This window comes from Mesorhizobium sp. WSM4311 (assembly GCF_002295115.1).
Lineage (GTDB): Bacteria > Pseudomonadota > Alphaproteobacteria > Rhizobiales > Rhizobiaceae > Mesorhizobium.
Genome location: NZ_NSFV01000020.1, coordinates 45,679 through 60,850 on the forward strand (window position 1 = coordinate 45,679; position 15,172 = coordinate 60,850).

Below are 15,172 nucleotides of genomic sequence, written 5' to 3' on the forward strand. Positions count from 1 at the left end.
CCCGATGCGGGCACTGGTGCTTGAGAAAAAAGGCGAACTGTCGCTGCGCGAGATCGCGCTGCCGCTCGATGTCGGACCGGACGACGTCAAGATAGCCATACACACGGTCGGCGTCTGCGGCAGCGACGTGCATTATTACACGCATGGCGCCATCGGCAGCTATGTCGTGCGCGCGCCGATGGTGCTCGGTCACGAAGCCGCGGGGACGGTCGTCGAGACCGGCGCCAATGTCGAGACGTTCAAGGTCGGCGACCGCGTCTGCATGGAGCCGGGCGTGCCGAACCTGTCGTCGCGCGCGACGAAGCTCGGCATCTACAATGTCGACCCCGACGTCAGTTTCTGGGCGACGCCGCCGGTGCATGGCGTGCTGGCGCCCTATGCGGTGCACCCCGCCGCCTTCACCTACAAACTGCCGGACAATGTCTCCTTCGCCGAGGGCGCCATGGTCGAGCCCTTCGCCATCGGCATGCAGGCGGCAAGCCGAGCCCGCATCGTCCCCGGCGATGTCGCCGTCGTCGTCGGCTGCGGCCCGATCGGCATCATGATCGCACTTGCCGCCCTGGCCGGCGGTTGTTCGAAGGTGCTGATCTCCGATTTTTCCGCGCCCAAGCTGAAGATCGCCGCGCAGTACGCCGGCATCGTGCCGGTCAATATCGGCGAGCAGTCGCTGGCCGAGGCGGTCGCGGCGGCGACCGACAAGTGGGGTGCCGATATCGTTTTCGAGGCCAGCGGCAGCCCGAAGGCCTTCGCCGATCTGTTCGATGTCGTGCGGCCGGGCGGCGCGGTGGTGCTGGTCGGCCTGCCGGTGGAACCGGTGGCCCTCAACGTGCCGGCGGCGATCTCGAAGGAGGTGCGCATCGAGACGGTGTTCCGCTACGCCAACATCTTCGACCGCGCCTTGCAGCTGATCGCCTCCGGCAAGGTCGACCTCAAGCCGCTGATCACCGGCACCTATGATTTCGCCGACAGCATCGAGGCGTTCGAGCGCGCTGCCCAGGGCAATCCGGAAGACGTCAAGCTGCAGATCCTGCTCACCGGCGAGAAGGGATGATCATGTCCGCGATCGTTTGCTCCCATGTCGACAAGGCCTATGGCGCCACCACCGTCATCCGCGATCTCAACCTCAGCATTGAAGAGCACGAATTCGTCGTGTTCCTCGGCCCGTCCGGCTGCGGCAAGTCGACCTTGCTGCGCATGCTGGCGGGGCTGGAGGACATCAGCGGCGGCGAGGTCTCGATCGGTGGCAAGGTGGTCAACGATCTCGATCCAGGCGACCGCGGCATCGCCATGGTGTTCCAGAACTACGCGCTCTATCCGCACATGACGATCTTCGACAACATCGCCTTCGGGCTGCGGCGCCAGAAGGTGCCGGCGGCCGAGATCCGCAAGCGGGTTGACGCGGTGTCGAGGACGCTCGGGCTTGACCCTTACCTCGGCCGCAAGCCGGCCGAGCTTTCCGGCGGCCAGCAGCAGCGCGTCGCCATTGCCCGCGCGATGATCAAGACGCCGAAAGTCTTCCTGTTCGACGAGCCGCTTTCCAATCTCGACGCCAAATTGCGCAACCACATGCGCGTCGAGATCGCGCGCCTGCACCAGTCGCTGAAGACCACCACCGTCTACGTCACCCACGACCAGCTGGAGGCGATGACGCTCGCCGACCGCATCGTGCTGCTGAAAGAGGGTGTCATCGAGCAGATCGGCCCGCCGGCGGAAATCTATCTGCGCCCCGCCAACATGTTCGTGGCCGGCTTCATCGGCACGCCGAACATGAATTTCGTCGAGGTGACGGTCGGCCGCACAGGCAATGGCTGGACGTTGACCGGCGCCGGAACGGTTCTTTCTATCGAGGGCCGGGGTTTCCATCTGCGGCATGGCGACCGCGCCGTGCTCGGCATCCGGCCGCCGGACCTGAAGACGGCCGGCGCCGCCGGCATATTGCAAGGCACGGCCGATCTCATCGAATTCCACGGCAATGATGCGCTGGTGACGTTCGGCTCCGGCGGCAAGGAGATCAGCGCGCTGGTCCCGGCGCGTGAATGCCCGGCGCTGAATGCCCCTGTCCGCTACACATTCGAGGAAGAGGCCATCCATTTGTTCGACGCCACGTCGGGCGCGTCGCTGCGCAAGCAGTAGGCAAAGGCCTACCGGATGGCGTCGAGCGCCTGGCGCTGGCGGTGCATCTCCAGGAAGATACGGTAGTCGCGATCGAAGCGGGCGCCGGCGGCCGGGTTGGCGGCACGCCTCTTGCCGCCTTGCTGCATGGCAAGGCAGGCGGCGTTGAGGTCGGGGAAGAGCCCGGCGGCGGTGGCGGCGACCATGCCGGTGCCAAGAAGCACCGCCTCGTCGGCCAGCGGCTCGACCACCGTGCAGCCGGTGGCGTCGGCGTAGAGTTCCATCAGCAGCGGGTTCTTGGTGTGGCCGCCGGTGACATGCAGCGTGTCGATCAGATAGCCGTTCTCGTTCAGCGCCTCCAGCACATGGCGCACGCCGAGCGCGATGCCGACGGCGGTGCGCCAGTAGAGCTTGCACAGGCTGTCGAAGGACGAATCCAGCGTCAGCCCGCTGACGACGCCAACGGCATGCGGGTCGGCGAGCGGCGAGCGGTTGCCGTGAAAATCCGGCAGCACATGCAGGCGTGCGGCGAGGTTCTCGCCCTCGGCGGCGCGCAGTTCGGCGACTCGTTTGGCGATTTTGGCATGCATGGCGGCGTCCGGCTCGCCGCCGGCGCCGTGCCAGCGGATGATGTGGTCGAGCAGCGCGCCCGTGGCCGACTGGCCGCCTTCCGACAGCCACAGCTTCGGCAGCGCCGCGCCGTAATAGGGCCCCCAGACGCCGGCGAAAGGTTGCGGGTCGGGCGACATCGCCATGACGCAGCTCGACGTGCCGGCGATCAGTGCCAGATGCCGGCTGATATCCTGCTCGTCGCCGGCAAAGCCGCCGAGCACGCCAAGCGCGCCGGCATAGGCGTCGATGACCCCGGCGCCGACCCGGCAGCTTTGCGTCAGGCCGAGCTCCGCCGCCGCTTGCGCCGTCAGCGCACCAATGTCGGCGCCGACTGGACTGGCCCGCTCCGGCAGATTGCCGTGCTCAAAAAGGTCGTCGAGGCCGACGATCTCGAAGAAATCGCGCTGCCACGCGGTGCCTTCATGCGCCAGATAGGTCCACTTCGCCGTCAGCGTGCATTGCGAACGAGCGAGCGAGCCGGTCGCCTGCCAGGTCAGGAAATCGGCCAGGTCGAATAGATAGCCGGCTTCATTCCACGTATCTGGCAGATTGCGCTTCAGCCACATCAGCTTTGGCGTCGCCATCTCCGGCGACATGACGCCGCCAATATAGTTGAGCACCTCGTGGCTGCTCGCCGTGCATTCATCGGCTTCGGCGATGGCGCGGTGGTCGAGCCAGACGATGGTGTCCCATCGCTTCTCGCCGGTGGTCGAAACGCTGAGCTGATCGCCTTGCCGGTCGCGCACGACCAGCGAGCAGGTGGCGTCGAAGGAGATGCCGACGATATCTTGCGCGGCGACGCCGGCCTTTTCGCGGGCGGCACGCACGGCGGCGCAGACCGCCGACCAGATATCGCGCGAATCATGCTCGGCATGATCGGGCTTCGGCTGGTTCATGGCGATTGGCCGATCGGCGCGGCCAAGCAAGGTACCACTGGCATCGAGAATGCCCGCGCGAGCGCTCCCGGTGCCGACATCGACCGCGCAAACAAACTGTTTCGTCAAGATGCTCTAACTCTCGCTCCCAGGCCTGCAATCAGATCGGGCAATTGCAGCATGTCAGCGAATATAAAGTCCGGTTCACTCGACGCAAGCCGCGCTTTCAAAGCGGGGTCGCCGGCATGCGCACCGCCGGTGAAGGCAAGGACGCGCATGCCGGCCGCGCGCGCCGCCGCGACGCCGGCCGGACTGTCCTCGATGACGAGGCATTTGCGCGGATGTGCCTGCATGATGGCGGCGGCGTGCAGGAAAAGGTCGGGCGCCGGCTTTCCTTTGGCCACCATGGCGGCGCTGAACAGATGCGGCTCCATCAACCCGAGCAGACCGGTAACGTCGAGCGCATAGCGGATGCGCTCAAGCGTGCCCGAAGAGGCGACGCAGAACGGCAGGCCGAGCTTCGGCAACATCTCCCTGACGCCGGGGATCGGCTTGAGCTCCTCGCGGAACTTTCGCATCAGGTCGACACGCATGGCGGTCAGATGCTGATCGCTGATCTCCAGGCCGAAGTCGCTGGCAAGGATCTCGCGCACGCTTTTCACGCTCTTGCCGAGGAAATGCTCGTAGGCAGCGTCCTCGCTGACAGTGCCGCCGGCACGTTCGATCATGCCGAGCAGCGCCGAGACGGAGAGCGCCTCGCTGTCGACCAGAACGCCATCGCAGTCGAAGATGACCAGTTCAGGCGTCATGATGGCTGATGGCTCTCAGAGCTCGCCGGCGATGTAGCGGGTCAGCGTGGCGCGCGCGCCATTCGCCCACAGCACGTTGAGCGCATGGCCGAAGGCCTCGACGAATGCCTTGGCGCGGCCGACATCGCCATAGATGTCCTCCATGGCGAGCCAGGCGGCGGGCGCCTCCTTTGCCGCCTTTGCCGTCGCCTGCAGCCGGTCCCAGCTCGGGTCGTTGGGTTCGATGACGGCGCCGCTGTCTGACGTGCCGAAGCAGTAGCGGCACCACAGCGCCGATTCCAGCGCCAGGCCGGCGACGCCTCTTCCGGCCTTCAAGCGGTCGGCGATGGTCGGGATGATGAATTTCGGCTGACGGTTGGAGCCGTCGAGGCAGAGCCGGCGGATGGTGTCGCCGATCTTGGGGTTGGAGAAGCGCTTCTCGATGAGTTGGTAGTAGTCCTCCAGCACTGTGTCCGGCACCGGCGGCACGGTCGGGATGATCTCGTCATGCTCGAGCTTGTCGAGAAAGCCGCGCACCAGCGGCTCCTGCATCGCCTCATGGACGAAATGGATATCCATCAACCCGGCCGGATAGGCGATCGTGGCATGGCCGCCATTGAGGATGCGGATCTTCATCAATTCGTAGGGGGCGACATCCCTGACGAACTGTACGCCGACCTTTTCCAGCGGCGGCCGGCCATCGGTGAAGCGGTCTTCCAGCACCCATTGCCGGAACGGTTCGCAGAACACCGGCCAGGCGTCCTCGACGCCGAAATCCTCGGCCAGTATGCCGCGCTCGCGGTCGGTGGTGGCCGGCGTGATGCGGTCCACCATGCCGTTTGGAAAGGCGACGTTGCTGCTCACCCAACTGGCCAGATCCTCGTCGATCAGCCGCGCCAGGCCGATGACGCCGTCAGAGGTGACATGGCCATTATGGGGGATGTTGTCGCAGGACATCACGGTAAACGGCACAGTGCCCTCGTCGCGCCGGCGCAGCAGTCCGGCCAGGATGATGCCGAACACGGTTTTCGGCGTCGCGCCCGGCTGCGCGTCGGCGACGATGTCCGGATGGGCCGGGTTGAAGACGCCCGACGCCGGGTCGATGAAATAGCCGCCTTCGGTGATGGTCAGCGAAACGATCTTGATCGCCGGGTCGGCCAGCCGTTCGATGATGCCGGCCGCATCGCCGGGCATCAGGAAGTCGATCATGGCGCCGGTAACGCGGGCGCTCATATGGCCCTCATCCTGCTCGACCACCGTGGTCAGCCAGTCCTGCTCTTCGAGCTTGCCGCGCCCGATCTTCTCGCCCTCGAACACGCCGGCGCCGACCAGCGCCCAGTCATGGCCGACACCTGAATTGAACAGATCGTCGAGATAGACCGCCTGGTGCGAGCGATGGAAATTGCCGACGCCGAAATGCACGATGCCGGCCTTGAGCTTCGAGCGGTCGTATTTCGGAACGGCAACATTGCCGGGCAGGCTGGCGAGGTTTGAAGACGAGAGTTTCACGGTCATCTGTTTTACCCTTTGGCCGGCTTCGGCCTCGTTACTCCGCCCTCCCGTCCTCTCTGGAGAGGGTAAGGGACGGCATATGCCTTATGCGGTCGATGGGGGCCTCGGATATCGGCCTCTGCTCCTCGCGGAGGGACGAGAAGCAGAGGCCGCCCCCCTCAACTCATCCACTGGCCGCCATCGACATTGTAGGTCTGGGCGACGATGTATTCGGCCTCGTCGCTGGCCAGGAAGACGGCCATGCCGGCGAGGTCCTCCGGCCTGCCCATGCGGCCGTAAGGCACCCCTTCGCCAACAAGCCGCTTCTTCTCGCCCTTCGGCCGGTTCTCGTATTTGGCAAACAGGGCATCGACCTGATCCCACATGTCGCTGTCCACGACCCCGGGCGCGATGCCATTGACGTTGATGCGGTGCCTGATCAGGTCGAGCCCGGCCGACTGGGTCAGCGAAATGACGGCGGCCTTGGTGGCGCAGTAGACGCCGACCAGCGGCTCGCCGCGCCGTCCGGCCTGGCTCGCCATGTTGATGATCCTGCCGCCCTTGCCGCGTTCGATCATCGAGCGGGCGGCCGCCTGCAGCATGAACAGCGTGCCTGCCACATTGACGGAGAACAGTTTTTCATAGCTCGCCCGCGAAATCTCGACGATCGGCGCCAGGTCGAACAAAGCGGCGTTGTTGATCAGTATGTCGAGGCCGCCGGTCCTCGTCTCGACCGCCTTCACGGCGGCGTCGATGGAGGCCTGGTCCGTGACATCGAGTTTGACCGCATAGGCCTTGTCGCCGATCTCTGCCGCCGTCTTTTGCGCAGCCTCGAGATTGATATCGGCAATGGCAACGACAGCGCCTTCGCGCGCATAGGCTTCGGCGAAGGCCTTGCCGATACCACGCGCCGATCCCGTGATCAGCGCCGATTTGCCTTTCAGCCTCACGTCGCCATCGCCTTGCCGTCGGGGCCGAAGCGATGCAGCTTGGCCTTGTCGGGCGTGAGGTAGATGGTATCGCCATGATGCACGGCCAGTTCGCCGTCGGCACGCACCGTCAGCGGACCGACGCCGTCGGTCTGGACATGCAGGAAGGTGTCGGAGCCCAGATGCTCGGCAACGCCGACGGTGGCCTTCCATTCGCCCGCCGTGGTCGAAATCTGCATGTGCTCGGGGCGGATGCCGATGGTCTTGGCGCTATATTTGGTGGCCGGGGCGCCCTCGACCAGGTTCATCTTCGGCGAGCCGATGAAGCCGGCGACGAACAAATTGCGCGGCGTCTTGTAGAGCTCCATCGGCGAGCCGACCTGCTCGATATTGCCGGCATTCAGCACGACGATCTTGTCGGCCATGGTCATCGCCTCGACCTGGTCGTGGGTGACGTAGATCATGGTCGTCTTGAGCTGATGGTGCAGTTCGCTGATCTCCAGCCGCATCGTGCCGCGCAGGGCGGCATCGAGGTTGGACAGCGGCTCGTCGAACAGGAAGGCCGAGGGTTGGCGCACGATGGCGCGGCCGATGGCGACGCGCTGGCGCTGGCCGCCGGAGAGCTGGCCGGGCCGGCGTTCGAGATAATTGGTGAGGTTCAGGACCCGCGCCGCGTCCTTCACCTTCCGGTCGATGGTAGCCTGGTCCTCGCCCGCCATCTTCAGCGGGAAGGCGATGTTCTTGGCCACTGTCATATGCGGGTAGAGCGCGTAGGACTGGAACACCATGGCGAGCTTGCGCTTGGCCGGCGCCTCGCCGGTGACGTCGCGGCCGTCGATGTTGATGGTGCCGCCGCTGGTGTCCTCCAGCCCGGCGATCAGCCGCAGCAGCGTGGACTTGCCGCAACCGGACGGGCCGACGAAGACGACGAACTCGCCATTCTCGATCACCAGGTCAATGCCCGGAATAATGACCGTCGACCCGAACGATTTGGAGACGTTCTTGAGCGTGATGTTTCCCATGGTTTCCTCCCCGAGGGGTTATTGTCCGACGTTCTTGAGCGTCACGTTACGCCACGGCTTACTTCACGGCGCCAAAGGTCAGGCCGCGCACCAGCTGCTTCTGGCTGAACCAGCCCATGATCAGGATCGGCGCGATCGCCAGCGTCGAAGCCGCCGAAAGCTTGGCCCAGAACAGGCCTTGCGGGCTGGAGAACGAACTGATGAAGGCGGTCAGCGGCGCTGCCTCCGTGGTGGTCAGGCGGATCGTCCAGAACGCCTCGTTCCAGGCCAGGATGATGTTCAAGAGCATGGTCGAGGCAATGCCGGGCACCGCCATCGGGGTCAGCACATAGATGATCTCGTTCCACAGCGAGGCGCCGTCCATGCGCGCCGCTTCCAGGATCTCGCCTGGGATCTCGCGGAAATAGGTGTAGAGCATCCACACCACGATCGGCAGGTTGATCAGCATCAGCATGACCATCAGGCCGATGCGGCTGTCGAGCAGGCCGGTGTCGCGGAAGATCAGGTAGATCGGGAACAGCACCGCGACCGCCGGCATCATCTTGGTGGACAGCATCCACATCAAAATGTCCTTGGTCCGCTTGGTCGGCGAGAACGCCATCGACCATGCCGCCGGAATGGCGACCAGCAGGGCCAGGACGGTCGATCCGACCGAGAGCAGCACCGAATTGAAGAAGAACTTGAAATAGCCGCTCTGCGCCTGAACCTCGGTATAGCTCTCGAAAGTTCCCGACGGGATCAGCGCGAAGCCCTGGATCGCCTCCTGTTCCGACTTGAACGAGGTGATGATCGTATAGAGGATCGGGAAGAAGATCAGCAGGGCGACGATCCAGGCGGCTACCGTCGCGATCGTCTTGTGCTGGGTGGTGACTGCACGGGCCATCTTGTCCTCCCTTACTTGTCGAGGTTCTTGCCGACCGCGCGCATGGCGAAGAAGGCGACGATGTTGGCGAGAATGACGGCGATCACACCGCCCGCGGATGCCTGGCCGATTTTGAACTCCAGCAGCGCCTTCTGGTAGACGAGGAAGGGCAGGTTGGTGGAGGCGTAGCCGGGGCCGCCATTGGTGGTGACGAGGATCTCGGCATAGACCGAGAGCAGGAAGATCGTCTGGATCAGTATGACGACGGTGATGGCGCGCGACATGTGCGGCAGCGTCAGATAGATGAAGCGGCTGATGAAGCCGGCGCCGTCCATCTCGGCGGCTTCCTTCTGTTCGCCGTCGAGCGACTGCAGCGCGGTCAACAGGATCAGCGTCGCGAAAGGCAGCCACTGCCAGGCGACGATGATGATGATCGCCGTCATGGGATGCTGCCCGAACCAGTCGATCGGTTGCGCCCCGAAGAAGCGCGCTATGTCGGCGAACACCCCATATTGCGGGTGCATGATCATGTTCTTCCAGACCAGCGCGGCCACCGGCGGCATGACGAAGAACGGCGAGATGACGAGGATGCGCACGATGCCCTGTCCCCACATAGGCTGGTCGATCAACAGCGCCAAGAGGATGCCGCCGATCACCGTGATCAGCAGCACGCTGATCACCAGGATCAAGGTGTTGAGGATCGACTGCAGGAAGGCCGGGTTGGAATAAAACAGCGCGTAATTGGAGAAGCCGACGAACCCGTCGCGGATCGGGTTGAGCGGATTGTACTGCTGGAAGGAGAACCAGATGGTGATGACCAGCGGCACGATCATCCAGACGAACAGCAGCACGACGGATGGTGCCATCATGAAACGGGCAAGCGAACGGGTCTGCTGAGTAGCCATGACGGTCACCCTTCAATGGTCAGACTGGAATTTTCAGAGGCGTTGAAGGCGGCCGCCCGAGCTGGGAACTCGGGCGGCCGTTGCCGGTCGAGGAGGCAACCGGCATTCGGCACCGGGAGGAGCCTTACTTGATATACCCGCCTTCGGTCATCGCCGCGGTTGCCGCGTCCTGGGCCTGCTTCAGCGCATCGTCGACGCTCGACTGGCCGGCAAGAGCCGCCGAGAAGAGCTGGCCGACCGTGGTGCCAAGGCCCTGGAATTCAGGGATGGCGACGAACTGGACGCCGACATAGGGCACCGGCTTGACGGTCGGATGCGTCGGGTCGGCGGCGTTGATGGAGTCCAGCGTCATCTTGGCGAACGGAGCCGCCTTCTGGTACTCGGCATTGGCATAGAGCGAGGAGCGCGTGCCCGGAGGAACGTTGGCCCAGCCTTCCTTCGAAGCGACGAGCTCGGCATAGTGCTTGCTGGTCGCCCACGACACGAACTTCTCGGCGGCGTCAGCCTTCTTGGTGCCGGCCGGAATGGCGAGCGACCATGCCCACAGCCAGTTGCCGCGCTTGCCGAGGCCATTGTCGGGCGCCAGGGCATAGCCGACCTTGTCCGCGACCTGGGATGCCTTGGGATCGGAGACGAAGGAGGCCGCGACGGTGGCGTCGATCCACATGCCGCACTTGCCCTGCTGGAACAGTGCCAGGTTTTCGTTGAAGCCGTTGGAGGACGCGCCCTCGGGACCGTCGGCCTTCATCAGGTCGACATAGAACTGCAAGGTCTTCTTCCACTCGGGCTGGTCGAATTGCGGCTTCCAGTTCTCGTCGAACCAGCGGGCGCCGAAGGAGTTCGACATGGCGGTCAGGAAGGCCATGTTCTCGCCCCAGCCGGCCTTGCCGCGCAGGCACACGCCGTTCACGCCATTGGCGCGGTCGGTCATCTTGTCGGCGGCCTGCTTGATGAAGTCCCAGGTCGGCGCGTCGGGCATCTTCAGTCCGGCTTTCTCCATCAGGTCCTTGCGGTACATGACGAAGGAGCTTTCGCCGTAGAAGGGCGCGGCGTAGAGCTTGCCATCGACCGAAAGACCGCCGGCGATGGCCGGGATGATGTCCTTGACATCATAGTCGTCGCCGAGCTTGTCGAGCGGCAGCAGCCAGCTCTGCTTGGCCCAGATCGGAACCTCGTAGGTGCCGATGGTCATCACGTCATACTGGCCGCCCTTGGTGGCGATGTCGGTGGTGACGCGCTCGCGCAGCACGTTCTCTTCGAGAGTGACCCAGTTGAGCTGGATGTCGGGGTTGGCCTTGGTGAAGTCGTCGGTCAGCTTCTGCATGCGGACCATATCGCCATTGTTGACCGTGGCGATGGTGATGGATTCGGCATGTGCGGCAAAAGCGAGAGCGCTGGCCGACAACAAGCCCAGGGTGAGCGTGCGCAGTTTCATCAAATTCCTCCCATGAACCAAGATGAGCATTTGCCTTGGCTGTGAGCAATTACTCACTTGCCATGAATTATGTCAAGCCGGATTCGATGCTGCAGCGCAGCACCGGACCTGCCGATGGACGGACGACGGGCGCCACACCCGCGCCCGACATCAGGCGGCGGGACAGGGAGGCCTGGAGGATTGGATCGGGAGAAAAGCGCCTCTCAGCAGGCGATCTCGGCCAGCAGCCAGTCGCGGAAGGCGCGGATCTTCGGCACGTTGCGGCGTGCTTCGGGATAGACCAGCCAGTAGGCGTGGCCGTCATCGCCAACCAGGTCGAAGGGCTGGATCAGGCGGCCGTCGGCAAGTTCCGCCTTGAACAGCGCCCGGGTCAGGATCGCCACGCCATGGCCCGCGATGGCCGCATTGGCCTCATAGGCCTGCGCGCCCATGCTGCTGCCGGGTCGCTTGGCAAGATCATGCGCATGCACGCCGGCCGTCTCGAACCATTGCGTCCACCAGACATCTCCCGGATCGAGGATCGGCAGCCGCAACAGGTCGGCCGGCTCCTTGACGCCGCCGATGCTCGCCGCGAGCTTCGGGCTCAGCATCGGCGTGAAATCGGCGTCGAGCAGCTTGTGGGCTTCTAGCCCCGGCCATTTGCCGCTGCCCGAGCGGATGGCGAGATCGACATCCTCGCGGGCGAAATCCGTCAGCCGGCTCGATGTTTCGAGCCGCACGGCAAGTGCTGGATGAGCCATCTGGAACGAGCCCAGATGATGCGCCAGCCAGTTCGAGGCAAAGGTCAGCACGGTGGTGACACACAGCAGCCCGTCCGCGCCGCCGCGCGCGGCGGCATAGGCCTGGCTGAGAATGGCAAAGGCCTCACTGACCGCCGGCGCCAGCCTTTGGCCGGCTTCGGTCAGCTCGATCTGCCGCGGACGGCGCAGGAACAGCGGCGCCCCGACGCGCTCTTCCAGCACCTTGATCTGATAGCTGACGGCGGCCTGTGTCATGGCGAGTTCCACGGCGGCCTTGGTGAAGGAAAGCTGCCGCGCCACCGCTTCGAACACCCGGATCGCCTGAAGCGGCGGCAGTTGCGAAACCTGCGGTGAGCTCAGATCCGGCATAAAGGCTCCTTATGGGTCCTTATCGACGTTCGATTGGCAAAGCCGGCTCGCAAGACCGACATTTACTGTCAACCCGTCATTCGGGTCCAGGATAGCGAAGGTTGACGATCATGACCATGGCGCAGCAAAAATGCACTCCCGCTCCCGATCACCGCTGGATTTCGTGGCTTGCGGACGGATTCGGCTGGTTCGCGATCAGAAAAAAGGCGCATCTCGATATCAGGGACCTGTCGCCGCATCTGCAGCGCGACCTAGGTTTCCTCGATGGCAACGACCCTTTCGGCCGGCACAGATAGACTTGCTGGCTTTATCGCCAGAGGGTCGCCGCGGCCGCACCCGGGAGGCGGCAGCGCTTCCCGGTCAGATGCTGGCCAGCAAAGCCGTCGCCGTCCGTTCGTCGGTGATGAGTCCGTTGACCAGCCGGCGATTCACGGCCGCCAGGATGCCCGGCAGCTTGCGCTCGCCCATGGCCAGCGCGATGACCAGCGATTTCTCGCGCGACGGCAGCGACGCCGACGACACCCGGTCGTTGGTGATGCCTTCGATCATGCGGCCTTCCCTGTCGAACACCCAGCCGACGATCTCGGCGATGCCGCCAGCCTTCTGCAAGGCCTTCAACTCGCTTTCGGAAATGAAGCCGTCCTCGTAGAGAGGCGCCTTCGGCCCGAGGTCGCCGATGCCGATGAAGGTGACATCGGCTTCCGCCGCAAGCGCCAGCGTCGGCTGGATCATCGGCTGGTTGAGCAGCATCTCGCGCTCCTGCGGCGAGGAGGCGATGACCGGCAGCGGCATCGGGAAGGAGCGCGCCTTGACCCGGTCGGCCATGGTGAAGATGACGTTGTAGAAGGCGGCCGAACCGTCAGGCGAAATGTTGCCGGTCAAGGACACCACCTTGTGCTGCGGGCATTCCATCGGCGGCAATTGCTCGATCGCCGCCTTCAGCGTGCGCCCTGTGCCGATGCCCATGACGATCGGCGTCGGAGAGCGCAGCCGCCGCTCGATCTCGGCCGCCGCCGCCTCGGCGATGCCGATGGTGGTGGAGGATGAATTGGGATCACTCGGCACCACTTCGACCAGGTCGAGCGCGAAGCGCGATTTGAGCCGGGCGGCAAGGTCCAGGCAGTTGGCGATCGGATGATCGACGCGGACCTTGATCAGGCCTTCCGACACCGCGAGCGACACCAGCCGCTGCGCCGTCTGCCGCGAGATGCCGAGCGTGGCGGCGATCTGGTCCTGTGTGTTGCCGGCGACATAGTAAAGCCAGCCGGCGCGCGCCGCGTCGTCCAGCCTGTTGCTACCGCCATCCTGCCGGGTATTCACGTCCTGCCTCCGCAAACCGCTGCTCACAGGAGCGGTCCGCTCCCAGTTTCGCAGGGAACGGCTTCTTGCGCAATTGTCAATCTGAAGGGCAATTGTTTGGCGCGCACGGCCGGGATTTTCTCGCTTACGCCATCGCGACGCGCAAAGCAGGGTGGCTTCGCTTCCGGCGGCAGTCGCCTTCTGTGATCGCGACGGTTTATCTCCCGGCGCAAACCCTTTAAGGGGATCGCAAAAGGAGCGCTGCATGACACCGAAGGCGGTTTTCTGGGACATGGACGGCACGCTGGTCGACAGCGAGCCGCTGCACGAGGCAGCCCTTGTGGCGGCAATGCGCAATGCTGGCCTCAAGCCGCCCGCCGACCTTCATGAGCGGGTGCTCGGCGTTGCCGCCTGGCCGGTCTACGAAATGATGCGCGACGAGTTCGGCCTCGATCTTCCCTTCGACGACTGGATCATGCACAAATACGAGCACTATCTGCCGCTGGTGGAGGGGCTGAAACCGCGACCTGGCGCCATAGAAGTCTTCAATGAATTGCGCGCGCTTGGCGTGCAGCAAGCGGTGGTCTCGAATTCGGACCGGATGATCGTCGACGCTAATCTGCGCATGGTCGGCCTCTTCTATCCAGGCATGAAAACGATCAGCCGCAACGATGTGCGTGATGGCAAGCCGCACGCCGAACCGTTCCTGCGCGCCGCGTACCTGGCCGATGTCGATCCCGCGCACGCCGTGGCGGTCGACGACAGCTGGCCCGGTGCCATGGCGGGACTGGCGGCGGGCATGAAGACGATCTTCTGGCCGGAAAAGCCGATGGAAGGACCGCCTGGCGCCATCGTCATCAACAGCGCCGAGGAATTGCGGGCTCAGCTCGGGCTCTAGTTCCGGTAGACCGGCTCTTCCTCGTCGAGGATGGCCTTCAACTCGGCGAGATGGCGCTCGGCCTGGCCCGGATAATCATCCATTTCGCTCGCCGTCTTCTCGGCAATGGCGTCGGACAGCGTGCGCAGCGGCCGGCCGGTCCACAGCGCCTTGATATAGGTCTCGGCAGCGCGCTCGAAATAGAACATGCGGTTGAAGGCATCGGCGACGGTGTCGCCGATCACCAGCACGCCGTGATTGCCCATCACCATGACCTTGACCTTGGGGTCGGTGAGAAGCTGCGAGCAACGCTCGCCCTCTTCTTCGAAAGCCAGCCCGCCATAATGCGCGTCGACGACATGGCGGTTGAAGAACATCGCCGAATTCTGGTCGATCGGCGGCAATGTCGAATCGGCCAGCGAGGCCAGCACGGTGGCATGGATCGAATGCACATGCATGACGCAGCGCGCGTGCGGCACGTTGCGGTGAATGGCGCCGTGCAGGCCCCAGGCCGTCGGGTCGGGCGCGTTGGGGCCCGACAGCGTGTTCGGATCGTTGGCGTCGATAATCAACAGGTCGCTCGCCTTGATGCGCGAGAAATGCACCTGGTTGGGATTCATCAGGAACTGCGTGCCGTTTTCATTGACCGCCAGCGAGAAATGGTTGGCCACCGCCTCGTGCATGTTGAGCCGCGCCGTCCAGCGAAAGGCACAAGCGAGATCGACGCGCTCTTCGTAGAAGGGCAGGTTGGTCAGCGTTTCCTTCTGCAGGCGGGCGATGCTCATCGAAATCCTCCGGTTTTGGCGAGAATGCCGCGACCGACTGCTGCCCGCAACGGGTTTCGGTTGGTGCAGGG

Annotated in this window: 15 protein-coding genes; 4 read left to right on the forward strand and 11 right to left on the reverse strand. The window is 64.3% G+C overall.

Annotated features, from left to right (window positions below; translation table 11 throughout):
• The first annotated feature begins 4 nt into the window (after positions 1-4).
• Both CK226_RS31705 and ugpC read left to right on the forward strand, forming a co-directional pair.
• Positions 5-1,051: an NAD(P)-dependent alcohol dehydrogenase gene (locus CK226_RS31705; RefSeq protein WP_095793954.1), complete on the forward strand. Its 1,047-nt coding sequence runs from the start codon at positions 5-7 to the stop codon at positions 1,049-1,051.
• A 2-nt stretch (positions 1,052-1,053) separates the two neighbouring features.
• A complete protein-coding gene (gene ugpC / locus CK226_RS31710; protein ID WP_095773431.1) occupies positions 1,054-2,133 on the forward strand; it encodes a sn-glycerol-3-phosphate ABC transporter ATP-binding protein UgpC in 1,080 nt (359 codons plus the stop codon).
• A gap of 8 nt (positions 2,134-2,141) precedes the next feature.
• On the opposite strand, the gene CK226_RS31715 is transcribed toward ugpC, so the two are convergent.
• The 9 genes from CK226_RS31715 to gcvA all read right to left on the reverse strand — a co-directional run bounded on the left by CK226_RS31715 (position 2,142) and on the right by gcvA (position 12,140).
• On the reverse strand, positions 2,142-3,728 hold the full coding sequence (locus CK226_RS31715; RefSeq protein ID WP_095793955.1) for an FGGY-family carbohydrate kinase: 1,587 nt from the start codon (positions 3,726-3,728) through the stop codon (positions 2,142-2,144).
• Positions 3,725-4,408: an HAD-IA family hydrolase gene (locus tag CK226_RS31720; protein ID WP_095793956.1), complete on the reverse strand. Its 684-nt coding sequence runs from the start codon at positions 4,406-4,408 to the stop codon at positions 3,725-3,727. The genes CK226_RS31715 and CK226_RS31720 overlap by 4 nt, the downstream gene beginning before the upstream one ends.
• Positions 4,409-4,423: 15 nt before the next feature.
• The gene (locus tag CK226_RS31725; protein ID WP_095793957.1) at positions 4,424-5,902 is read right to left on the reverse strand and encodes a mannitol dehydrogenase family protein; all 1,479 of its coding nucleotides are present in this window, start codon (positions 5,900-5,902) and stop codon (positions 4,424-4,426) included.
• A gap of 155 nt (positions 5,903-6,057) precedes the next feature.
• Entirely contained in the window at positions 6,058-6,828 is a 771-nt protein-coding gene (locus CK226_RS31730; protein ID WP_095773208.1) for an L-iditol 2-dehydrogenase, read from the reverse strand.
• Positions 6,825-7,829: an ABC transporter ATP-binding protein gene (locus CK226_RS31735; RefSeq protein WP_095793958.1), complete on the reverse strand. Its 1,005-nt coding sequence runs from the start codon at positions 7,827-7,829 to the stop codon at positions 6,825-6,827. The genes CK226_RS31730 and CK226_RS31735 overlap by 4 nt, the downstream gene beginning before the upstream one ends.
• Before the next feature lie 58 nt (positions 7,830-7,887).
• Positions 7,888-8,712, reverse strand: coding sequence for a carbohydrate ABC transporter permease (locus CK226_RS31740; RefSeq protein WP_019862521.1), 825 nt, complete (start codon positions 8,710-8,712; stop codon positions 7,888-7,890).
• Positions 8,713-8,723: 11 nt separating this feature from the next.
• A complete protein-coding gene (locus CK226_RS31745) occupies positions 8,724-9,596 on the reverse strand; it encodes a sugar ABC transporter permease (RefSeq protein WP_027047618.1) in 873 nt (290 codons plus the stop codon).
• A gap of 124 nt (positions 9,597-9,720) precedes the next feature.
• On the reverse strand, positions 9,721-11,031 hold the full coding sequence (locus CK226_RS31750; RefSeq protein WP_095773206.1) for a sugar ABC transporter substrate-binding protein: 1,311 nt from the start codon (positions 11,029-11,031) through the stop codon (positions 9,721-9,723).
• Positions 11,032-11,234: 203 nt separating this feature from the next.
• Positions 11,235-12,140: a transcriptional regulator GcvA gene (gcvA, locus tag CK226_RS31755; RefSeq protein WP_095773205.1), complete on the reverse strand. Its 906-nt coding sequence runs from the start codon at positions 12,138-12,140 to the stop codon at positions 11,235-11,237.
• A gap of 110 nt (positions 12,141-12,250) precedes the next feature.
• On the opposite strand from gcvA, the gene CK226_RS31760 reads away from it, so the two are divergent.
• Complete coding sequence (locus CK226_RS31760) at positions 12,251-12,436, forward strand: hypothetical protein (RefSeq protein WP_095773430.1); 186 nt, start codon at positions 12,251-12,253, stop codon at positions 12,434-12,436.
• Positions 12,437-12,500: 64 nt separating this feature from the next.
• Here the strand turns inward: CK226_RS31760 and CK226_RS31765 are convergent, their stop codons facing one another.
• Positions 12,501-13,460, reverse strand: a complete 960-nt coding sequence (locus tag CK226_RS31765) for a sugar-binding transcriptional regulator (protein WP_010912814.1) — start codon at positions 13,458-13,460, stop codon at positions 12,501-12,503.
• Between the two features lie 244 nt (positions 13,461-13,704).
• Between CK226_RS31765 and CK226_RS31770 the strand changes: the two genes are divergently transcribed.
• Entirely contained in the window at positions 13,705-14,337 is a 633-nt protein-coding gene (locus CK226_RS31770; protein WP_095793959.1) for an HAD family phosphatase, read from the forward strand.
• On the opposite strand, the gene CK226_RS31775 is transcribed toward CK226_RS31770, so the two are convergent.
• Entirely contained in the window at positions 14,334-15,101 is a 768-nt protein-coding gene (locus tag CK226_RS31775) for a class II aldolase and adducin N-terminal domain-containing protein (protein WP_095793960.1), read from the reverse strand. The genes CK226_RS31770 and CK226_RS31775 overlap by 4 nt on opposite strands.
• Positions 15,102-15,172 lie beyond the last annotated feature (71 nt).